The 21,771-nt window shown below is 43.5% G+C and carries 21 protein-coding genes and 1 pseudogene; 18 read left to right on the top strand and 4 right to left on the bottom strand.

Features of this window, described 5'->3' with window-relative positions:
- The 3 genes and pseudogenes from UJ203_RS07165 to UJ203_RS07155 all read right to left on the bottom strand — a co-directional run.
- Window positions 1-245 (bottom strand): helix-turn-helix domain-containing protein (locus UJ203_RS07165; RefSeq protein ID WP_322009424.1); only part of this gene is annotated, 245 nt, incomplete at its 3' end.
- Window positions 246-370: 125 nt separating this feature from the next.
- Window positions 371-1,618, bottom strand: a complete 1,248-nt coding sequence (locus UJ203_RS07160) for a nucleotidyltransferase (RefSeq protein ID WP_322009422.1) — start codon at window positions 1,616-1,618, stop codon at window positions 371-373.
- Window positions 1,615-1,798, bottom strand: a pseudogene (locus UJ203_RS07155) (hypothetical protein). Before UJ203_RS07155 ends, UJ203_RS07160 begins: the two are co-directional and overlap by 4 nt.
- Window positions 1,799-1,825: 27 nt before the next feature.
- Between UJ203_RS07155 and UJ203_RS07150 the strand changes: the two are divergent.
- The 3 genes from UJ203_RS07150 to gerR all read left to right on the top strand — a co-directional run bounded on the left by UJ203_RS07150 (window position 1,826) and on the right by gerR (window position 3,271).
- Window positions 1,826-2,344, top strand: coding sequence for a YceD family protein (locus UJ203_RS07150; protein WP_024121301.1), 519 nt, complete (start codon window positions 1,826-1,828; stop codon window positions 2,342-2,344).
- 21 nt (window positions 2,345-2,365) lie between these two features.
- Window positions 2,366-2,545, top strand: coding sequence for a 50S ribosomal protein L32 (gene rpmF, locus UJ203_RS07145; RefSeq protein WP_003154457.1), 180 nt, complete (start codon window positions 2,366-2,368; stop codon window positions 2,543-2,545).
- Between the two features lie 144 nt (window positions 2,546-2,689).
- Complete coding sequence (gerR, locus tag UJ203_RS07140) at window positions 2,690-3,271, top strand: sporulation-specific transcriptional regulator GerR (protein ID WP_103671375.1); 582 nt, start codon at window positions 2,690-2,692, stop codon at window positions 3,269-3,271.
- A gap of 53 nt (window positions 3,272-3,324) precedes the next feature.
- Here the strand turns inward: gerR and UJ203_RS07135 are convergent, their stop codons facing one another.
- The gene (locus UJ203_RS07135; RefSeq protein WP_024121303.1) at window positions 3,325-3,807 is read right to left on the bottom strand and encodes an N-acetyltransferase; all 483 of its coding nucleotides are present in this window, start codon (window positions 3,805-3,807) and stop codon (window positions 3,325-3,327) included.
- A gap of 160 nt (window positions 3,808-3,967) precedes the next feature.
- Between UJ203_RS07135 and UJ203_RS07130 the strand changes: the two genes are divergently transcribed.
- The 15 genes from UJ203_RS07130 (at window position 3,968) to UJ203_RS07060 (ending at window position 21,756) form a co-directional block, all read left to right on the top strand.
- Entirely contained in the window at window positions 3,968-4,864 is an 897-nt protein-coding gene (locus tag UJ203_RS07130; RefSeq protein WP_322009411.1) for a 2-dehydropantoate 2-reductase, read from the top strand.
- A 70-nt stretch (window positions 4,865-4,934) separates the two neighbouring features.
- Window positions 4,935-6,554 carry a bacillithiol biosynthesis cysteine-adding enzyme BshC gene (gene bshC / locus UJ203_RS07125; protein WP_322009409.1) on the top strand — a complete coding sequence of 540 codons (1,620 nt, stop codon included), beginning with the start codon at window positions 4,935-4,937 and terminating at the stop codon, window positions 6,552-6,554.
- A 125-nt stretch (window positions 6,555-6,679) separates the two neighbouring features.
- Window positions 6,680-7,111 carry a division/cell wall cluster transcriptional repressor MraZ gene (gene mraZ / locus UJ203_RS07120; RefSeq protein ID WP_003221402.1) on the top strand — a complete coding sequence of 144 codons (432 nt, stop codon included), beginning with the start codon at window positions 6,680-6,682 and terminating at the stop codon, window positions 7,109-7,111.
- Window positions 7,112-7,179: 68 nt separating this feature from the next.
- Entirely contained in the window at window positions 7,180-8,115 is a 936-nt protein-coding gene (gene rsmH, locus UJ203_RS07115) for a 16S rRNA (cytosine(1402)-N(4))-methyltransferase RsmH (RefSeq protein WP_105954187.1), read from the top strand.
- 39 nt (window positions 8,116-8,154) lie between these two features.
- A complete protein-coding gene (ftsL, locus tag UJ203_RS07110; protein WP_003232200.1) occupies window positions 8,155-8,508 on the top strand; it encodes a cell division protein FtsL in 354 nt (117 codons plus the stop codon).
- Complete coding sequence (gene pbpB / locus UJ203_RS07105; protein ID WP_322009406.1) at window positions 8,505-10,658, top strand: penicillin-binding protein 2B; 2,154 nt, start codon at window positions 8,505-8,507, stop codon at window positions 10,656-10,658. Before ftsL ends, pbpB begins: the two co-directional genes overlap by 4 nt.
- Before the next feature lie 125 nt (window positions 10,659-10,783).
- Entirely contained in the window at window positions 10,784-12,724 is a 1,941-nt protein-coding gene (locus UJ203_RS07100) for a stage V sporulation protein D (RefSeq protein WP_105991237.1), read from the top strand.
- Window positions 12,725-12,898: 174 nt separating this feature from the next.
- Window positions 12,899-14,383 carry a UDP-N-acetylmuramoyl-L-alanyl-D-glutamate--2,6-diaminopimelate ligase gene (locus UJ203_RS07095; RefSeq protein WP_029441243.1) on the top strand — a complete coding sequence of 495 codons (1,485 nt, stop codon included), beginning with the start codon at window positions 12,899-12,901 and terminating at the stop codon, window positions 14,381-14,383.
- A 111-nt stretch (window positions 14,384-14,494) separates the two neighbouring features.
- Entirely contained in the window at window positions 14,495-15,469 is a 975-nt protein-coding gene (gene mraY, locus UJ203_RS07090) for a phospho-N-acetylmuramoyl-pentapeptide-transferase (RefSeq protein WP_024121314.1), read from the top strand.
- Window positions 15,470-16,825 (top strand): UDP-N-acetylmuramoyl-L-alanine--D-glutamate ligase, encoded by a 1,356-nt coding sequence (murD, locus tag UJ203_RS07085; RefSeq protein ID WP_322009400.1) that lies wholly within the window; start codon window positions 15,470-15,472, stop codon window positions 16,823-16,825. It abuts the gene before it with no gap.
- A gap of 59 nt (window positions 16,826-16,884) precedes the next feature.
- Window positions 16,885-17,985, top strand: coding sequence for a stage V sporulation protein E (spoVE, locus tag UJ203_RS07080; RefSeq protein ID WP_003221421.1), 1,101 nt, complete (start codon window positions 16,885-16,887; stop codon window positions 17,983-17,985).
- 123 nt (window positions 17,986-18,108) lie between these two features.
- Window positions 18,109-19,200 carry an undecaprenyldiphospho-muramoylpentapeptide beta-N-acetylglucosaminyltransferase gene (gene murG, locus UJ203_RS07075; protein WP_322009397.1) on the top strand — a complete coding sequence of 364 codons (1,092 nt, stop codon included), beginning with the start codon at window positions 18,109-18,111 and terminating at the stop codon, window positions 19,198-19,200.
- Between the two features lie 31 nt (window positions 19,201-19,231).
- On the top strand, window positions 19,232-20,143 hold the full coding sequence (gene murB, locus UJ203_RS07070; RefSeq protein ID WP_322009395.1) for a UDP-N-acetylmuramate dehydrogenase: 912 nt from the start codon (window positions 19,232-19,234) through the stop codon (window positions 20,141-20,143).
- A gap of 129 nt (window positions 20,144-20,272) precedes the next feature.
- Window positions 20,273-21,064, top strand: coding sequence for a cell division protein FtsQ/DivIB (locus UJ203_RS07065; RefSeq protein ID WP_322009393.1), 792 nt, complete (start codon window positions 20,273-20,275; stop codon window positions 21,062-21,064).
- Window positions 21,061-21,756 (top strand): DUF881 domain-containing protein, encoded by a 696-nt coding sequence (locus UJ203_RS07060; RefSeq protein ID WP_322009391.1) that lies wholly within the window; start codon window positions 21,061-21,063, stop codon window positions 21,754-21,756. Before UJ203_RS07065 ends, UJ203_RS07060 begins: the two co-directional genes overlap by 4 nt.
- The last annotated feature ends 15 nt before the right edge of the window (window positions 21,757-21,771 follow it).

Here is a 21,771-nt window from a genome sequence, read left to right as displayed (position 1 = left end):
TTCTCTGCCTGCAGTTTCTCTAATTCGGAAGAATACTCCGGACCTTTTCCGTAAGTGTATTGCTTACCAACAGGCTGTTCAAATCGATGTGTATCCCCAGCCTTATGCCATCTAACCCATGTCTGAACCTGCGTCTTATTCTTGATATTCAATTCCTGCATGATCTCTTTCGTAGGCACGCCTGCCAATCTCATTTCTACAGCCTTCTGTTTGACTTCAATCGGATAACTCACTCTTGTTCCCATACAAAAAACACCTCCAAGTCTTATTTAAGGATAACAACTATCCGTTTTCAAACTTGAAGGTGTTTTTTATTTGTCTCATCTTATGGGGTCAGTCCCGTCAGTCCCGTCCCTATCCAGGTGCTTTTTTATATGCTCAAAAAACGGTGTTCATCCTCGTCATATCGTATTGGGGCATGTCCGTATTCTTGTAAATCAAACTCGGTTCTAAGGGGCTCTTCTATCGCAAGGCTGTAGATTCTGCTTGCTTTAATATCCAGATCGAGAGCGGGGTGGGAAAAGGAGGCCAGCTTGCTGACAAGCGGAACGGACAGCTCCTTTTTCTTTTCTGATAAAAAGGCCTGTCCTTTTTTCGTCATCCCAAGAAGTCTGATATAAGGAATCTCCTCGACATTGAGCAGACGGTGAATCTCCTGTTTTTTCGTTCTCGTTAAAATGTGTGTGCTCATCCGCTGAAGCCTCGTCCACGTATATCGCTTTGTTTTCAGAAACTCCATAAATTCCTGGTAGGAGCTGGCTTTTCTGATTGAACGGAGAATTCTGTTCTCCAGCCCTTCCTCAACCTCGTATATTTGCTGTAATTCTAAGGCTGTGAGAGTCGAAAGACTATATTTCAAGTAAGAAAAATAGCTTTCTGGTGTATGCCACAGCCCGAAAGACTTGCGGTAATCCGCTAATTCCCGTGCAGCTGCTGCGGGAAGAAACGTAACGCAGTCTTCAAAAGGCTTTTCAATCAGGGCTTTTCTGATGCTGGTCGCGCTGGCGATATGGCTGTCTTCATCAGGAAGGTCGGCATCATGATAATCCGAGGAGATTCTCGATGTCGTATAGGGTTTCATTTCATATCCGCCGGAAAGAATCGATTTCACATAATGGTACCCCAAAATATTGTTCGGCTTCGACATATCAAGTCCGTTTTCTGTATGTAAAATGGATTTGAAGGCGATAGCAGCAGCTGATGGATAACTGGCACCTTTTTTAAGCTCTTCTTTGATACATTGATCAAACGAATCTTGATGCTCATCCATTACCTTTGCGGTTTCTAAAAACGGCTCAATTTGTCCGTTCTCACTCCCGAAAAACAGTGCCTCGCACCCCAGTTTGTTCAAAGTGGAGACGCTGCCGTGTGCAAAAATCTCCGCTTTTTGCACCGCGTAAAGATAAGGCAGTTCGATTACGAGGTCGACTCCGCTTTGAAGCGCCATTTTTGTGCGGGCCCATTTGGATACAACAGCAGGCTCCCCGCGCTGCAGAAAATGTCCGCTCATCACCGCAACAGCCGTGTCACATCCGGTTTGCCGCTTGGCTGTTTGGGCATGATAAAGATGTCCGTTATGAAAGGGATTATACTCAACCACCAATCCGACAGCTTTCATATTTTTTCCGCCTTTCTTGCTATGTTTAAAAACGTATGGTACATTTGCAATTGAAAACTCTTACGTCTTTTTTGATTTAAGTGTATGCATAGTATATTCAGCTGTCAACGATGCTTGGCTGGCAGCATTATGCTGTAAAGAAAAAATATTGACAAAAACATTCTTAAAAGCTATAATCATGTTTGTTGCTTTCCTGAGGTGATACAAATGAAATGGACGATTTATCAGTTGCATCAAATGAAAAAACCGAGTTTTGAGTTTGATGAGACAGTTGAGTTACATGAGCTGACAAAGCTGAATTCTGACATTCGCCGCATTTCTCCTGTAAGGGTGAAAGGCAGAGCGGATATCAAATCTAAGCAGGTTTCGTTTGATTTTACGATCTCAGGCGAAATGATTTTGCCATGCTCAAGAACACTCGTTGATGTTCCGTATCCATTTACAATTTCGACAAAAGAACTGTTTATATTTCATCAGACGGATGATATAGAAGATGATGACGTTCACACTGTTGAGGACGATACTATCGACTTAACTCCGATCGTGAAAGAAGAAATTCTTTTAGAAATCCCTATGCAAATCTTTTGTGAATCTGAACAAGAAAAAGGAGCTGCTCCTCAAGAAGGAAAGGACTGGCAAGTCATTTCAGAGGAAGACAAGAAGAACAAAGTCGATCCGAGACTTGCAGCCCTTGAAAAGCTCTTAAAACAAGATGATGAATCTTAACTCTTTAAGGAGGTGGGAATAATGGCTGTACCTTTTAGAAGAACTTCTAAAATGAAAAAAAGATTGCGCCGTACACATTTCAAACTTAATGTACCTGGTATGACAGAATGTCCGTCATGCGGAGAGATGAAATTGTCTCACCGTGTATGCAAAGCATGCGGATCATACAACGGCAAAGACATAAATGTAAAAAGTAACTAATAAGAAAAGCGCAGGGTGAAAACCCTGCGCTTTTTCTTTTTTTCTTCCTGTCAGCTTGCAGAAAATTTGTGAGTGCAAATAGTCTATCTAATCTATTACCGGCATATGTATGAGATAAATAAGCTGACATGGAGGGAGATTGATTTGACCATTACAAGACAAGATGCTTGGACACAGGATGAGGATTTGCTGCTGGCAGAAGTAGTGCTTCGTCATATTCGCGAGGGCGGAACACAGCTTTCTGCCTTTGAGGAGGTCGGAAGGGCACTGACCAGAACAGCCGCTGCCTGCGGATTCAGGTGGAACTCTTATGTGAGAAAGCAATACCAATCAGGCATAGAGCTGGCAAAAAAACAGCGGAAAGAACTAAGGAAACAAATTGGGGTTCATTCCGTCAATATGCCGAATTCCGTCAAGCAGGCTGCCCCGGCAGCTTCAGAGAGGAAAAGAGATTTGTCCATTCAGGATGTGATTGAGTTTCTCGAACAGTTTAAAGAAGCGCCGTCCGCGCAAGAATTCCACATTGAAAAGGAAAAAATGAAGGAGCAAATTCAGTCGCTGCAAAAAGAACTCGAGGATTTACGGAGTGAAAACCAAACATTGAGAAACCAGCTGGAGATGACAGAAGAGGACTACAAGGCACTGATCGATATTATGGATCGAGCTAGAAAAATGGTTGTTTCGAAAGAAGACGGGAGACTGAAAAAAACAGCTCAAGAAACGTAATGAACCCTCAAATGAACCGGCCCTAGAGTCATCAAAGGCCGGTTGTTTCATGTTTATGCTGATTCACCCGGTGTCATTTCACCATCCATATCCGGATGCCAGATGAGCGGGTTTTCCCCTTTGTCCCGCGCCATGTCATATTTGACTGGTTCAAAGTTCATTTTACTAAAAAACTCTGCTGATTTAATCCGAGAATTTGTTCGAATCGGCATTCTGAATGATTTGGCGAATTCAACCAATGCTGTACCGTAGCCCCTGTTTTGATAACCTGGAAGGACCTCAAGCTTCCAAAGCTCTAAGTAATCCTGATGTTGGTCGAAGTAAGGATTTGATTTGCCATTAACTTGATACAGACTCATTCGCGCTACCAGTTTATCCCCGAAATAAATCCCATAAAAAGGCGAAGTGCTGTCATTTTCAATGATATTATCTTGAAGATCTTCAAGCATTGAGAGCTCTTGTATACCGTATTCTTTGAATTTCTTGAATTCTTCAAGCGTTTTATAGTTGACGAGCAGACGTTCTACTTTAATCAAACCAATCTCCCCCTTTGTTGTTCTCTACATATATTGTAAACGCTTTATTTAAAAAATCCAAATATTTAAACTTTAATTTAAGTGTTTTGAAATCTCTGTGAAGTATTTTTTTCATACTTCTGCTATGATAATACGTAAATGTTAAATTGGGTGTGACATCATGAAAATTGGAATTATCGGCGGGGGCTCCGTCGGTCTTTTATGTGCCTATTATTTATCTTTGGATCATGAGGTGACTGTTTTGACAAGGCGGAATGAACAGGCCGCAGCGATTCAATCAGAAGGGATTCAGCTTTATAAAGCCGGAAAAGCGTTCAATGCTCATTGCAACGCGGGCACAGCTATTGATTCATGTTTTGACCTTCTTGTCGTGACAGTGAAACAGCATCAGCTTCAGACTGTTTTCCCGATGCTTGAACGAATCAAAAAAACAAATATTTTATTTTTGCAAAACGGTATGGGCCATATTCACGACCTTAAAGACTGGGGTGCTGACCATTCTGTTTATGTTGGGGTTGTTGAGCACGGAGCTGTAAGGAAATCGGATACAGCAGTTGAACATACAGGCATTGGTGCGATAAAATGGAGCGCGTTCAAGCAAGCTGAACCAGATCTCCTGAACGCGGTGCTTCAGCATAACCATTCCGAATTCCCAATTCGCTATGAGATGGATTGGTATCGCCTGCTGACGGGCAAGCTGATCGTAAACGCCTGCATCAATCCGTTAACTGCGCTGCTGCGTGTGAAAAATGGAGAGCTGTTGACTGTGCCTGCTTATTTTTCTTATATGAAGCTCGTTTTTCAAGAGGCGTGCAGCATTTTGCGGCTGGAAGATGAAGAGGCGGCCTTGGAGCGTGTACGTGCAGTTTGTGAGCAAACGAAAGACAATCGCTCTTCCATGCTGGTCGATGTGGCCGCCGGACGGCAGACGGAGGCTGACGCCATCCTCGGATATTTGCTGAAAGAAGCACAGCTTCAAGGCCGCGACGCTGTTCACCTTGCGTTTTTACATGGCAGCATCAAAGCTTTGGAGCGAAACCCAAACAAAGTCTTTTGAGCTTTTCTGGTAACATGCTATACTCATTTCGGATAACTAACTATTTATTGGAGAAAGGAAGTTCTAGAAGATGCAGCTAACTGAACTTTCCATCAAAAATCAGAATGTGTTTGTACAGCACTATATAGATGGTAAAGAAGAAATGTCTTCTTTTTTTGATTACAGCATTCATCATAAGGATATGTGGCAAGAAAGACTGAAAGATTTATCCTCGCGGGTTTTCGCAAGAGAGGAATTGACAGCCTATTTATCCTCTTATCACAACAAATTCGGCTCAAGCGCCATGCAGCGTTCTATTGAGAAGCTGAAGGATCCATCAAGTGTTGCTGTTGTCGGCGGACAGCAGGCAGGGCTTTTAACAGGACCGCTTTACACCATACATAAAATCATCTCAATTATTGTTTTAGCAAAGGAAAAGGAAGAACAGCTGCAAGTGCCTGTTGTACCGATCTTTTGGGTTGCCGGAGAAGACCATGATTTGGATGAAATTAATTTTGTCCACACGTCAGAAGAAAGCGGTCCGGTGAAAAAAAAGCTGCCGCAGTCTTACTGGAAAAAGTCATCTGCCGCCAACACACCGCTTGACCAAGAAAAATGCGCCGCATGGATAGACGATGTGTTTGCGGCTTTTGAAGAAACAGACCATACGAACACACTTTTAGAACATGTGAAACGATGTTTAAGGGAATCTGTTACGTTTACTGATTTCTTTGAACAGCTGATTGCGGATCTGTTTCAAGAGGAAGGCTTAGTATTGTTAAATTCCGGAGACCCGGGAATTAAAAAGCTGGAAACCGCCATGTTCCAAAAGATCCTCCGTGACAATGATGAACTTGCACACGCTGTTTCTAAACAGCAGGACTTCATGCGCGGAGCGGGCTACAAGCCGATTATCGAGTCTGGAAAAGAGCAGGCAAATCTGTTTTATGAATATGAAGAGGAACGATTTTTAATTGAGAAAGACAACGGCCGCTTTGTGATTAAGGAGCTTGATCTGGCATGGTCGATGGATGAACTTTATACGCATATAGAAGAACATCCTGAACGCTTCAGCAATAATGTTGTAACGAGACCGTTAATGCAGGAATTTTTGATTCCTACCTTGGCATTTATCGCGGGCCCCGGTGAAATCAACTATTGGGGTGAGCTCAAACAGGCTTTTGCAGTGATGGGCTTTAAAATGCCTCCTGTTATGCCGAGGCTGAACATCACGATAGTCGAGCGCCATATTGAGAAAAAACTGGTTGAACGAAAGATATCATTACAAGAGGCGATAGAAGGCGGGACGGAAAACCAAAAAGAAAAATACTTTGAACACCAGATTCCGGAAGAGTTTACCGCGGTGATTGAGCAAGCGAAAAACCAGATTGAAGCAATTCATAAAACCGTCCGGCAGGAGGCGCTTAAGGTTGATCAGAGCATGGAGCCTTTGCTCCTGAAAAACGCGGCGTTTATTCAAGATCAGCTTCAGTTTTTAGAGCGTACAGCGACAAAAAGAATTGAAGAAAAAGAAGGCTATGTCTTAAGGGATTATGAGAGAATCCAAAATAGCATTAAACCGCTGCTCGCACCACAAGAGCGAATTTGGAATATCATGTATTATTTAAACAGGTACGGTCCAAAATTCTTCACATCATTCAAAAATCTGCCATTTTCTTTTCAAAATCAACATCAAGTTGTCAAACTTTGAAATAAAGTTTTAAAGAACCCTGAATAGTTCAGGGTTTTTTTTTATGTATAAACAGTGTAAAATGAAGTTGTGGAGAGAAGTGGTGGATAGTGGTGAGTTAAGGAGAGAAAGTGGGGCAAAAGATCATGTTTATGGGTGAATACCAGCATACAATCGATGCGAAAGGCCGCATGATCGTACCCGCTAAATTCAGAGAAGGCCTCGGTGAGCAGTTTGTGCTGACAAGAGGACTTGATCAATGTCTCTTCGGCTACCCTATGCACGAGTGGAAACAGATTGAAGAAAAACTAAAAGCTCTTCCTCTCACAAAAAAAGATGCCCGCGCATTTACCCGTTTTTTCTTTTCAGGGGCGACAGAATGCGAACTGGACAAGCAGGGCAGGGTGAATATCGCATCATCTCTATTGAATTACGCAAAACTGGAAAAAGAATGTGTTGTTATCGGGGTTTCGAATCGAATTGAATTGTGGAGTAAAGTAATTTGGGAACAATACACAGAAGAGCAAGAAGATTCATTCGCTGAAATTGCTGAAAACATGATTGGGTTTGATATATAATGAATCTTCGTGTATAACACTCTAAAAACAATTTCAATTCATCCTGATAAAAGGTGGGACCAACACAAATGTTTCAACACAAGACAGTACTTCTTCGTGAAACCGTTGACGGCCTAAATATTAAACCGGACGGTACATATGTAGACTGCACACTCGGCGGAGCTGGGCACAGTACATATTTATTACAGCAGTTATCAGAGAAAGGGCGTTTAATCGCTTTTGACCAAGATGACACGGCATTACAGCATGCAGAAGAAACGTTGTCCGATTATCAAGGACAGCTTATTCTGATTAAAAGCAACTTTAGGTATTTAAAAGAATGTTTACATGAACACGGCATTACGGAAGTAGACGGTATTTTATTTGATTTAGGGGTGTCTTCCCCGCAGCTGGATACACCGGAAAGAGGATTCAGTTACCATCATGACGCACCTTTGGACATGAGGATGGACCAGTCGGCCACGCTTACGGCGAAAGAGGTCGTAAATGAGTGGCGCTATGAGGATCTTGTCCGTATTTTCTTTAAATACGGTGAAGAGAAATTCAGCAAACAGATCGCCAGAAAAATTGAGGAGGCAAGAAGCAAATCTCCTATTCAAACTACGGGCCAACTGGTCGATCTAATAAAAGACGCGATTCCCGCTCCGGCCAGAAGGAGCGGAGGACATCCCGCAAAACGCGTGTTTCAGGCAATCAGAATTGCTGTGAACGATGAACTGAAGGTTTTTGAAGAGGCTTTGGAGCAAGCAATTGACGTGTTAAAACCGGGGGGCAGGGTATCAGTGATTACCTTCCACTCACTTGAGGACAGAATTTGTAAATCTACGTTTAAAGAGAAGTCGTCACTTCCAGAACTTCCTCCGGGTCTTCCTGTTATACCGGAAGAGTTTGAACCGGAGCTCAAGCTTATCACAAGAAAACCGATCACGGCATCTGAAGAAGAGTTGGCAGAAAACAATCGTGCTCGTTCTGCGAAGCTTCGAATTGCTGAAAAAAGAAAATAACAATACGCGAACGCAAACTTAAAAGGAGGTCATCAGCCTATGAGCAATTTAGCTTATCAACCAGAGAAACAGCAACGGCATGCGATCAGTCCTGAGAAAAAAGTGATTGTCAAGAAAAGGGCTTCCATTACTCTCGGAGAAAAGGTGCTTCTCGTCCTCTTCGCTGCGGCAGTGCTGAGCGTATCGCTTTTGATCGTATCGAAGGCATATGCGGCTTACCAAACAAATATAGAGGTGCAAAAGCTTGAGGAGCAAATTTCTTCCGAAAACAAGCAGATTGGTGACCTCGAAAAAAGCGTTGCTGATTTAAGCAAGCCGCAGCGCATTATGGATATTGCGAAAAAGAACGGCTTGAATTTAAAAGATAAAAAAGTGAAAAACATACAGGAATGATTCAAATGCCAAAAAAGAATAAATTTATGAACAGAGGAGCAGCGATTCTAAGTATTTGTTTCGCTCTCTTTTTCTTTGTCATCCTTGGGAGAATGGCATATATTCAAATAACCGGAAAAGCCGACGGTGAAGTGCTTGCGACAAAAGCGACAGAGCAGCATGAAAAGAAACGGACAATCGAAGCGAGCCGGGGCTCCATTTTAGACAGAAATGGTAAAGTAATTGCTGAGGATACAGCTACGTATAAGCTGATCGCTGTTCTTGATGAAAAAATGACAACTGACAAAAAGCATCCGCAGCATGTCCAGAACAAGGAAAAAACAGCGGAAGAACTGTCTAAAGTGATAGATTTGGACAAGGCTGAAATCCTTGATATCTTAAATAAGAAGGGTGCAAAACAAGTTGAGTTCGGGTCAGCAGGCCGGGATATTACGTATTCCCAAAAACAGAAAATCGAAAAGCTGAAACTTCCGGGAATTTCATTTTTGCGCGATACAAAGCGGTACTATCCGAACGGCATATTTGCGTCCAACTTAATCGGCTATGCCGAGGTTGACCAAAAAACAAATGAAATTACGGGCGCGATGGGCTTAGAAAAAGTGCTGGATCAGTATTTGAAGGAGCGGGACGGATACGTAACATACGAAAGTGACAAATCCGGCTGGGAGCTCCCGAACAGCAAAAATAAAATTACAGCGCCAAAAAATGGTGACAATGTTTATTTAACCATTGACCAGAAAATTCAAACCTTTTTAGAAGACAGTATGACAAAAGTGGCGGAAAAGTATAAACCGAAAAAAGTCATGGCCGCAGTTGTTGATCCGAAAACGGGCAGAGTGCTAGCCATGGGGCAACGTCCAAGCTTTGACCCGAATACGCGCGATGTGACGAATTATTATAACGATTTGATTTCATATGCGTATGAGCCCGGGTCGACAATGAAGATCTTTACACTTGCAGCTGCGATACAGGAGAATGTGTATAACGGCAATGAAAAGTACAAGTCCGGAACATATATAGTTGGCGGAGAACCTGTAAGGGACCATAATGAGGGTGTAGGCTGGGGGCCAACAACATATCATGACGGTGTTGTAAGGTCTTCAAATGTTGCTTTTGCCAAACTGGCTAATGAAAAATTGGGCTATTCCCGGTTTAATGAGTATCTTCATAAGTTTAATTTCTATCAAAAAACAGGCATTGACTTGCCAGGTGAAGCATCAAGTAAAATCAATTTTAAATATGAATTTGACAAAGCATCGACTTCATATGGCCAAGCCTCTGCTGTTACACCAATTCAACAGCTGCAGGCTGCAACTGCAATAGCAAATGACGGTAAAATGATGAAACCCTATGTCATAGACCATATTGTTGATCCTGACAAGAAAAAAACCATTTATCAAAATAAACCTCAGTCCGCCGGTACCCCAATTTCTGCGGATACCGCTAAAAAGGTTCGTAATATTTTAGGTGATGTCGTTACATCTGATATCGGTACTGGACAGCCATATAAAATTGAAGGTTTTGATGTGGCTGTTAAAACCGGAACAGCGCAAATTGCCGGACAAAACGGTTATCTATCTGGACGCGATAATTACGTATTTTCTGTCATGGGAATGGCGCCTAAAGATGATCCTGAGCTGCTGATCTATGTTGCAGTGCAGCAGCCGCAATTAGAAAATGATGAAACAGGTTCTAATCCAGTATCTGAAATTTTCAATCCGACAATGAAAAACAGTTTGCATTATCTGAACATTGAACCGACTGAAACGTCTGATTCAAATAAGGAAGAAACGAAAGCGCAGGCGATGCCTGACTTAACAGATCAAACTGTAACAGGTGCTCAAAAGAAAGCGAAAGACGAAAACCTCACACCGATTGTGATCGGAAGTGATATTGCAGTAAAAGAGCAATATCCAAAAGCGGGTGAGGAAGTTTTGACCAATCAGAAGGTCTTCCTGAAAACGGGGGGCAAAATCAAGATGCCTGAGATGACAGGCTGGTCGAGAAGAGAGGTTCTTCAATACGGCGATTTGGCAGGAATTCATATTGAAGTGAGCGGACAAGGTTACGCTGTGAGCCAAAGCGTTAAGAAGGACAAAGAAATAAAAGACGGAACCGTGATCAAGGTGAAGTTTAAGAATCCTGATTAAATAGAAAGAAAGCTTACCCCGTCGGGTGAGCTTTCTTTTTTTATATCTCCAAAGAGGAGCGCCGTTCTACCTGTCCACACGCAGGCATAAAATGAAACAAGCCTAAATAAGGAGTGAACGGTGCCTTGCGCGTCTCGAATGTAACGGTTAGAAAACGTTTATTATTTGTTTTGCTTTTTGGAGTGATCGTATTTCTGATCATTGATACAAGGCTGGGGTATGTTCAGTTTGTCATGGGGGAGAAACTGACTTCTCTGGCGAAGGATTCCTGGAGCCGGAACCTGCCGTTTGAGCCGGAACGGGGAGAGATCCTTGATCGGAATGGCGTTAAGCTTGCCACAAATAAAAGTGCACCGACCGTATTTGTCGTGCCGCGCCAAGTACAGAATCCGCTGAAAACGAGCAAACAGCTGGCTGCGGTGTTAAATATGTCTGAAGAAAAAGTATATAAGCACGTCACGAAAAAAGCATCGATAGAAAAGATTACACCAGAAGGGAGAAAAATTTCAAATGAGAAGGCAAAAGAAATCAAATCGCTCGATTTAAAAGGGGTGTATGTAGCGGAGGATAGTATCCGCCATTATCCGTTCGGCAGCTTTTTATCTCATGTGCTTGGGTTTGCCGGTATTGATAACCAAGGACTTCTTGGGCTTGAAGCCTATTATGATGATGATTTAAAAGGAGAAAAAGGCTCTGTTAAGTTTTATACAGATGCCAAAGGGAAGAAAATGCCCGATGAAGCGGATGACTACACGCCTCCTAAGGATGGACTCGATATGAAGCTGACTGTGGATTCGAAGGTGCAAACCATAATGGAACGAGAGCTTGATAATGCTGAAGCTAAATATCATCCAGACGGTATGATTGCAGTCGCAATGAATCCGAAAAACGGAGAAATACTTGGAATGGCAAGCAGACCTGACTTTGATCCGGCTGATTACCAATCTGTTGACCCGTCCGTTTACAATCGGAATCTCCCTGTATGGAGCACATACGAGCCGGGTTCTACCTTTAAGATTATTACACTTGCGGCGGCTCTGGAGGAGCAAAAAGTCAACCTAAAACGTGACCAATTTTATGATAAAGGGCATGCAGAAGTAGACGGAGCAAGACTGCGCTGTTGGAAAAGGGGCGGCCATGGGCTGCAAACGTACCTAGAAGTTGTGCAAAACTCCTGTAACCCCGGCTTCGTTGAATTGGGCGAGAGATTGGGCAAAGAAAAGCTATTCAAATATATAAAAGGCTTTGGATTTGGCCAAAAAACCGGGATTGACCTGCAGGGGGAAGGAACAGGGATTTTATTTCCGCTTGACAGAGTAGGCCCGGTTGAGCAAGCGACAACCGCCTTTGGACAGGGGGTATCCGTCACGCCGATTCAGCAGGTTGCAGCCGTTTCTGCCGCTGTTAACGGCGGCACGCTCTACACACCTTATATAGCAAAAGAGTGGATTGATCCGGTCACCAAAAAAACAGTCAAAAAACAATCGCCAATCGCCAAGAAACAAGTCATTTCTAAGGAAACATCAAAACAAATCCGCTATGCTTTAGAAAGCGTCGTTGCAGAAGGCACCGGACGCAATGCGTTTGTCGAAGGCTATCGTGTCGGCGGAAAAACAGGAACGGCACAAAAGGTTAAAGATGGAAAATACCTCGAAAACAACCACATTGTATCATTTATCGGTTTCGCGCCGGCTGACGACCCGAGTCTTGTCGTCTATGTCGCGGTGGATAACCCGAAAGGCACGATTCAGTTTGGCGGAACCGTTGCAGCGCCTATTGTGGGAAGTATTATGAGAGACAGCCTGCCGGAGCTTGGTGTTAAGCCTAGGAAAAATCAAATCGAAAAAAAATACCAATGGAACGACACAAAAACAATAGAAGTTCCGAATGTTGTAGGGATGTCTGTCTCAGATCTTGAGTCACTCTTGGTGAATCTGAATATAGATGCTTCCGGAAAAGGAAGCAAAATCGTCAAACAATCACCAGCTGCAGGAACAAAAGTAAAAGAGGGCTCTAAGATACGTGTTTATTTGACTGAAGAAGATGAAAAGGAGGCAGCCGATTGATTCGGGCTGCCTATTATTTTATTGCAGAAAAATGCTGATATCTTTCAAGATTAGCTGGATGTATCCTTTTTTTTACGCTAAAATATGAACTGTATGCTTAAAAGTCATTATCACATCATTTGATGTGACTTCAATGATAAAAAGAACGAATAGAATGTTGAGAGGTTTGATACGATGAAACTTACAAAGCTGCTTACATACTTAACAACCGAACCTTCTGTAAATGACTCACAAGACCCTGAAATAACTTCAATTGAGATGGACTCCAGGGAAGTAAAGAAAGGGAGTCTTTTTGTATGTGTAAAAGGGTATACGGTAGATGGCCATGATTTTGCGCAAAAAGCAGTTGAAAACGGCGCAGCGGCTATTGTGGCTGAAAAGGAGCTCGATGTGGATGTGCCTGTCATCATTGTCCGGCAGTCACTGCGGGCGCTCAGCGTTTTGTCTGATGCGTTTTACGGACAGCCGACAAAGAAACTGCAGCTGATCGGAATAACCGGCACAAACGGAAAAACATCTACGACCCATATGGTTGATGAGATTCTCAAAAAAGCGGGGAAACGAACAGGCTTAATCGGCACGATGTACATTAAAATCGATGACGAAACACTTCCCGTTAAAAACACGACACCGGAAAGCGTCACGTTGCAGCAAACATTTAAAAAAATGAATGACAAGCATGTCGACACGGCCATCATGGAGGTTTCTTCTCACGCTTTGTCACTGGGACGGGTTCACGGCTGTGATTATGACATTGCCGTGTTTACGAACTTAACACAGGATCACCTTGACTATCACAAAACGATGGATGAGTACCGACAGGCAAAAAGCCTGCTGTTTTCTCAGCTTGGCGGGGCATTCAACCATGAAAATCCAAAACGGGCTGTTTTAAACGCGGATGATGAGGCAAGCGCTTATTTTGAAAAGGTGACTGCGGCACATATTTCTACATATGGAATTAAAAACAATGCTGATGTAATGGCGAAAGATATCAAAACCACTGCACAGGGCACGAGTTTTGAACTGGTGACGAACAAAGGCACTAAGCACATCACGATGTCGCTCGTTGGACAGTTTAACGTGTATAACGTGCTCGCTGCTGTTGCGACTTGTATTGCGGCAGGCATTCCGTTTGAAACCATTACAGAAGCCGTGGAAGAATTGCATGGCGTAAGAGGCCGTTTTGAACTGGTTAATCAGCAGCAGGAATTTCCGGTTATAGTTGATTACGCGCATACGCCGGACAGTCTTGAAAACGTGCTGAAGACATGCAGAGACATGGCGGAAGGAAAGCTTTTTGTTGTTGTCGGCTGCGGTGGAGACAGAGATAAGACGAAACGCCCGAAAATGGCGAAAATCGCTGTTGAGCTGGCTGACGAACCGATTTTCACTTCAGATAATCCAAGAAGCGAAGATCCGCGTGCCATTTTAAGAGATATGGAAGCAGGGGTAGAGAACGAATACTACCACAGCATCGCAAATCGCGAGCAGGCGATCTTCTTTGCCATTGCCAACGCCAAAAAAGGCGACGTTGTCCTCATTGCCGGGAAAGGCCATGAAACCTATCAGCAGATTGGGAACGAAACCTTTGACTTTGACGATGCCGAAGTGGCGGCAAGAGCGATTGTCGAACTGAATAAAAATAAGACGAATTCATAGGAAAGAGATGTTATTGAATGATGGAGCTTGAAAAGATTTTTCATATGGAAAAAAATCATGAATATGATAACTACGTATGTCGTTTGAAAGAAACAGGAGGAGAAAAGGACAATGCTTGAGCAAGTCATTCTGTTTACAATTTTAATGGGTTTTTTAATCAGTGTTCTGCTCTCTCCGATTCTTATTCCGTTTTTAAGAAGATTAAAATTCGGCCAGAGTATTAGAGAAGAAGGACCGAAATCACACCAGAAAAAATCAGGGACGCCGACAATGGGCGGAGTCATGATCATACTGTCTATCATTGTGACAACTATTGTGATGACACAGAAGTTTTCAGAAATAAGTCCGGAAATGTTCCTGCTGCTGTTTGTCACGATCGGTTACGGTTTACTCGGCTTTTTGGATGATTACATCAAAGTCGTAATGAAACGAAATCTCGGTCTGACGTCAAAGCAAAAACTGATCGGACAAATTATCATCGCAATTGTGTTTTATGCGGTGTATCATTACTACAATTTTGCGACGGATATCCGCATTCCTGGGACTGATCTGTCATTTGATCTTGGATGGGCTTACTTTATCCTTGTGCTATTTATGCTTGTCGGCGGATCAAACGCCGTCAACCTGACTGACGGTCTTGACGGATTATTATCAGGTACGGCAGCTATTGCTTTTGGCGCCTTTGCCATCCTGGCTTGGAATCAATCCCAATATGATGTTGCTATTTTCTCAGTCGCGGTTGTCGGAGCGGTGCTGGGCTTCCTGGTATTCAATGCGCATCCAGCCAAAGTGTTTATGGGAGATACAGGATCACTTGCATTGGGAGGAGCAATCGTCACCATTGCCATTTTAACGAAATTAGAAATCCTGCTGGTCATTATCGGCGGTGTATTCGTCATTGAGACATTATCCGTTATTCTGCAGGTCATCAGCTTTAAAACGACAGGTAAACGAATCTTTAAAATGAGTCCGCTTCACCACCATTATGAGCTTGTCGGGTGGTCTGAATGGAGAGTTGTTGTAACATTTTGGGCTGCGGGACTTTTGCTTGCCGTATTAGGAATTTACATCGAGGTGTGGTTATAAGTGGAAAACGATCTATTTTTGCAAAATCAGCATTTTTTAGTCCTTGGGCTCGCGAAAAGCGGGTTTGCGGCGGCGTCTATTCTTCATGAAAAAGGTGTTTATGTTACAGTCAACGACCAAAAGCCTTTTGATGAGAACGAACCAGCCCAGAAACTTTCTGAAAAAGGGGTCGAAGTTGTCTGCGGAGAGCACCCTGTTTCTCTGTTCGATCAGCATCAGATTACTGTACTGATCAAAAACCCGGGAATTCCATATGAAAATATTATGGTTCAGGAAGCAGAAAAAAGAGGCCTCCCGATTTGGACGGAAATTGAGCTTGCCTACCATCTGACTAATGCCAAATTTATCGGGATTACCGGATCGAATGGAAAAACGACAACAACGACGCTGATTTATGAAATGCTGAAGGCAGACTCTCAAAAGGCGCTGATCGCCGGAAACATCGGTACAGTCGCAAGTGAGGTTGCCTATCACGCTGATGGAGATGAATGGATCGTAACGGAACTTTCGTCATTTCAGCTGATGGGAACGCACGACTTCAGGCCTGAAATCAGCCTGATTTTAAACGTGTTTGATGCCCATCTGGATTATCATCATACGAGAGAAAACTATGAAAAAGCGAAACAGAAAGTGTATCTGCATCAGAAAGCTTCAGATAAAGCAATTGTCAATCAGGATGATGAAACAGTCGTGCGCCTGGCTGAAGCCGGAGAAGCCGGAATTGTTCCTTTTTCAGTACGCAAACAGCTTGAACGCGGCGCTTATGTAAAAGACGGCATGATTATGTACAGCGGCGAAGCTATTCTTCCTCTGGAAGAGGTTGTGCTGCCAGGTGCGCATAATCTGGAGAACATTTTAGCCGCGATTGCAGCAGTGAAAACGGCTGGAGCGTCCAACGAGGCCATCAAAAAAGTGCTGACAAGCTTTACCGGCGTCAAGCACCGTCTCCAGTATGTCACAACGGTGAAGAATCGTAAGTTTTATAATGACAGCAAAGCAACAAACGTTTTGGCGACGAGCAAGGCGCTTTCGGCTTTTGAAAAACCTGTCATCCTGCTTGCAGGCGGACTGGATCGCGGAAACGGCTTTGACGACTTAAAGCCTTACATGAAGCATGTCAAAGCGGTGCTTACATTCGGACAGACAGCACCGAAACTTGAACAGCTCGGAAATGAGCTGGGAATACAACATGTCAAACGTGTCGATAATGTTGAACAAGCAGTATCTGCGGCGTTTGCGCTCTCAAATGAAGGAGATGTCATTCTGCTCTCACCTGCGTGTGCGAGCTGGGATCAATTCAAAACATTTGAAGAACGCGGTGACATGTTTATAGACGCCGTGCATATGCTTAAGTAAGGGCTTGTCTTGGAGAAATCGGCAGCCCTAATGACTTTAAGCTTGGGGTGTCGATTGATTTGACTACTAAAAAAACATCGCCTGATTTGTTATTGGTCATCATTACGTTATTATTATTAACAATTGGATTAATTATGGTGTACAGTGCGAGTGCGGTATGGGCGGATTATAAATTTGACGACTCATTCTTTTTCGCGAAACGGCAGCTGCTGTTTGCGGGCATCGGAGTTATTGCCATGTTCTTTATTATGAATGTTGATTATTGGACATGGCGGACATGGTCTAAATTGCTGATGGTTATCTGTTTTTTCTTGCTGGTGCTTGTTTTAATACCAGGCGTAGGCATGGTGCGGAACGGCTCAAGAAGCTGGATCGGAGTCGGCGCATTCAGCATACAGCCTTCAGAGTTTATGAAGCTTGCGATGATAGCATTCCTTGCTAAATTTCTCTCTGAAAAGCAAAAAAACATTACATCGTTCAGACGTGGATTTGTCCCGGCGCTCGGCATCGTGTTTTCCGCATTTTTGATTATTATGTGCCAGCCTGACCTCGGAACAGGAACGGTAATGGTCGGTACTTGTATTGTCATGATTTTTGTAGCCGGTGCGCGAATCGCCCATTTCGTCTTTCTCGGGCTGATCGGCCTGAGCGGATTTGTCGGGCTGGTACTGTCGGCTCCATACCGGATTAAACGGATTACCTCTTACTTAAATCCGTGGGAAGATCCGCTCGGCAGCGGCTTTCAAATCATTCAATCGCTATATGCGGTAGGGCCTGGCGGATTGTTCGGAATGGGGCTTGGCCAAAGCAGACAAAAATTCTTTTATCTGCCTGAGCCGCAAACGGACTTTATTTTCGCCATCTTGTCAGAGGAGCTTGGGTTTATCGGCGGATCGCTTATTTTGCTTCTGTTCAGCGTGCTGCTGTGGAGAGGAATCAGGATCGCGCTCGGTGCACCAGATCTGTATGGCAGCTTTGTCGCTGTGGGGATTATTTCAATGATCGCGATCCAAGTTATGATCAATATCGGCGTTGTGACGGGCCTTATTCCGGTTACTGGCATCACGCTGCCGTTTCTGAGCTACGGAGGTTCATCGTTGACCCTGATGCTGATGGCTGTCGGCGTGCTGCTGAACGTGAGCCGGTACTCGAGGTATTAATGAATTTTATTAGTGAAGCGATCCTATGAAACAGGAAGCTGGGAAACAATTGATGCGATAACCCTGTCCATAAAAACAGGGTTATCGTTATGTTATAGAGAAACTGAGACTGGGGGAAGAGTTATGCGAATTGCAATAAGCGGAGGCGGCACAGGGGGACACATTTATCCTGCCCTTGCCTTTATCAAAGAGGTGCAGCTTCGCCATCCTGATACGGAATTTTTATATATCGGAACAGAAAACGGATTAGAGAAAAAAATTGTAGAACGGGAAAATATACCGTTTCGTTCCATTGAAATTACAGGTTTTAAGAGAAAGCTTTCATTTGAAAACGTAAAAACGGTGATGCGTTTTCTAAAAGGCGTTAAAAAAAGCAAATCGTATTTAGCGGAATTTAAGCCGGATGCCGTGATTGGAACGGGCGGTTATGTGTGCGGGCCGGTAGTATACGCGGCTGCAAAAATGGGGATTCCGAGTATCGTTCATGAACAAAACAGCCTGCCGGGCATCACCAATAAGTTTCTTTCAAAATATGTTAATAAAGTAGCAATATGTTTTGAGGAAGCAAAATCACATTTTCCAAGTGAGAAAGTTGTATTTACGGGAAACCCGAGAGCCTCTGAGGTCGTCTCAATAAAGACGGGCCGCTCAATGGCTGAATTCGGACTCTCTGAAGAGAAAAAAACCGTATTAATCTTCGGCGGAAGCAGAGGCGCCGCACCGATTAACCGAGCGGTCATTGATATGCAGGATGCGCTGAAATCAAGAGCGTATCAAGTACTGTATATTACGGGCGAGGTTCACTATGAGAAAGTCATGACTGAGCTGAAAAACAAGGGTGCAGCTGACAATATGGTCACAAAACCATTTCTTCATCAGATGCCAGAATATTTAAAGGCAATTGATGTGATTGTAGCAAGAGCGGGTGCGACGACCATTGCGGAAATTACGGCACTAGGAATCCCGAGTGTGCTGATTCCAAGTCCGTATGTAACGGCGAATCACCAGGAGGTCAATGCGCGATCTCTCGGTCAGCATGATGCGGCGATTGTGTTAAAAGAAACCGAACTCAGCGGGGAAAAGCTGATTGAAGCGCTTGACCGGATTGTACTCGATGAACAAACATTAAAGGATATGAGCGAACGGACAAAGTCACTCGGTGTTCCTGATGCGGCTGCCCGTTTATACAGCGTACTCGAAGATTTGAAAAAATAATAGAAAAGCAAATGGAATGCGGAGGTTTACGATGGAGAAAGTGATACAAGAATTAAAAGAACGCGAAGTCGGCAAGGTGCTTGCAAATGAACCGCTCGCAAATCATACAACAATGAAAATCGGCGGTCCTGCGGATGTATTGGTCATTCCAAGCAGTGTAGATGCTGTCAAGGACATCATGGCTGTTGTGAAAAAATACGAAGTAAAGTGGACAGTCATCGGCCGCGGGTCAAACCTTCTTGTATTAGATGAAGGAATCAGAGGCGTGGTCATCAAGCTGGGCGCGGGTCTTGACCACTTGGAGCTTGACGGGGAACAAGTCACTGTCGGTGGCGGTTATTCAGTCGTGCGTCTTGCTACATCGTTGAGCAAAAAAGGCTTGTCGGGATTAGAATTCGCTGCCGGAATTCCGGGATCCGTTGGAGGGGCTGTCTATATGAATGCAGGCGCTCACGGGTCTGATATGAGTAAGATCCTTGTCAAAGCGCATATTTTATTTGAAGACGGCACGATCGAGTGGCTGACAAATGAGGAGATGGAATTCACCTACAGAACGTCCGTATTGCAAAAGAAACGCCCTGGTGTTTGTCTTGAAGCCGTTCTGCAGCTTGAACAAAAGGATAAAGAATCAATCGTTCAGCAAATGCAAAGCAATAAAGACTACAGAAAGAATACACAGCCGTATTCAAGCCCTTGTGCAGGAAGCATATTCAGAAACCCGCTTCCAAACCATGCCGGCAATCTAGTGGAAAAAGCAGGCTTAAAAGGATATCAAATCGGCGGTGCGAAAATATCGGAAATGCACGGGAACTTTATCGTCAATGCGGGCGGAGCATCAGCAAAAGATGTGCTTGATCTGATCGACCATGTGAAAAAGACGATCCGTGAAAAATACGAGATTGAGATGCACACAGAGGTTGAAATCATCGGTGAAAATCGCTGATTCAAGTTCTGAACTGAAGCTGTTCATATGATATACTGTAAGCAAACGACAAACGGCATCATAGTATGCCGTTTGTTTTGGAATAGGCAGACTTTTAAGGCTGTTTCATTTGAATGAGGTGAACAGGCAATGAATCCGGGGCATGACCGAGAAAAAATCGTAAATATTGAAGAGCGGATCCCTAAAATTAAAGAGCAGAGAAAACAGAAGGCAAACCGCCGGCTTATTTCATTTATTATGCTCTTTTTTATGATGGTGCTGATCATCGTGTATCTGCAGACACCGATCAGTAAAATTTCATCAATCTCTGTTACCGGCAATGAGAATGTTTCCAAAAAGGAGATTATTGATCTTTCCGATATCAAAAGCGGAGATACTGAATTTTGGAATCTGGATAAGAAAAAAACAGCAAAAAAGATTCAGCAAAATAAATTAGTAAAAAAAGCAGAAATCAGCAAATCTCTTCCTAATAAAATCAACATTGCGATCGAAGAATATAAAGCGATTGCTTATTTAGAAAAAGACAATGTGTATTATGAAGTCCTTGAAAACGGTTCAGTTTTGCCAGACGAAGTAACGCCTGATGATGCGGGACCGATTTTGGTGAATTGGACCGACGCTAAAAAACGTGTTCAGATGGCCAAGCAGCTCGATGCTTTGTCAAATTCTATAAAACAATCGATTTCAGAAGTGTATTATACTCCTGTCAAAATGGATCAAAACCGGATTAAATTATATATGAACGACGGGTATGTCGTCACTGCATCCATCAAAACCTTTGCAGACCGAATGAAAACGTATCCTTCTATTATTTCACAGCTCAGCGGCAGTAAAAAAGGGATTATTCATTTAGAAGTTGCAACCTATTTTGAGGAGTTTGGAAAAAGCGATTCGTCTGCCAAAAAGGAAGATGAAAATTGAGGGGCAAATCAGCCGTCCTTCTTTCTTTGATTATGCTTATCGCCGGCTTTTTAATTTCTTTTTCTTTTCAGACGACAAGAGAAAACCACAAAAGCATGACAGAGACAGAAGAATGGAAAAAAGAATATGCCCTGCGGGATGAACTGCTGAAACAAGAGAAAGAAAACAAGGACCTTGAAAAAGAACTGTATCAAAAGCAGAGCAAAGTCCGTCAGACTGAAAATAAGCTGAAGAGCGAAAAAACCGAATACTATAACGTCCTGGAAGATGTAGAAAAGTACAGAATGTATATTGGGGAAGTCGGTGTACAAGGAGAGGGCGTTCAAGTGACTTTGGAAGATGCTTCTTACATACCGGAAGGAGAGAACGTGAACAGCTACATCGTTCACGAAAGCCATCTCTTTCAAGTCATAAATGAACTGTATATATCTGGTGCGGCAGCCGTCTCCGTCAACGGCCAGCGGCTGACCCATGATTCCTACATCAAGTGCAACGGGCCGGTCGTAACGGTAGACGGGGTGCAGCACCCCGCTCCGTTTGTCGTTTCTGCCATCGGAGATCCTGATGTCCTGCTTCCTTCGTTAAATATAGCAGGAGGCCTGATCGATCAGCTTTCTATGGATCATATTTCTGTTACCGCAGAAAAAAAGAAAAATGTACAAATGGAACCCATTCTGAAAACGAAGGAATGACTGGAAAAGCGGGTG

The organism is Bacillus sp. V26, assembly GCF_034296245.1.
GTDB classification, from domain to species: Bacteria; Bacillota; Bacilli; order Bacillales; family Bacillaceae; genus Bacillus; species Bacillus halotolerans.
The sequence above is the reverse complement of the archived record's forward strand: the minus strand, read 5'-3'. Positions and strand labels throughout refer to the sequence as shown.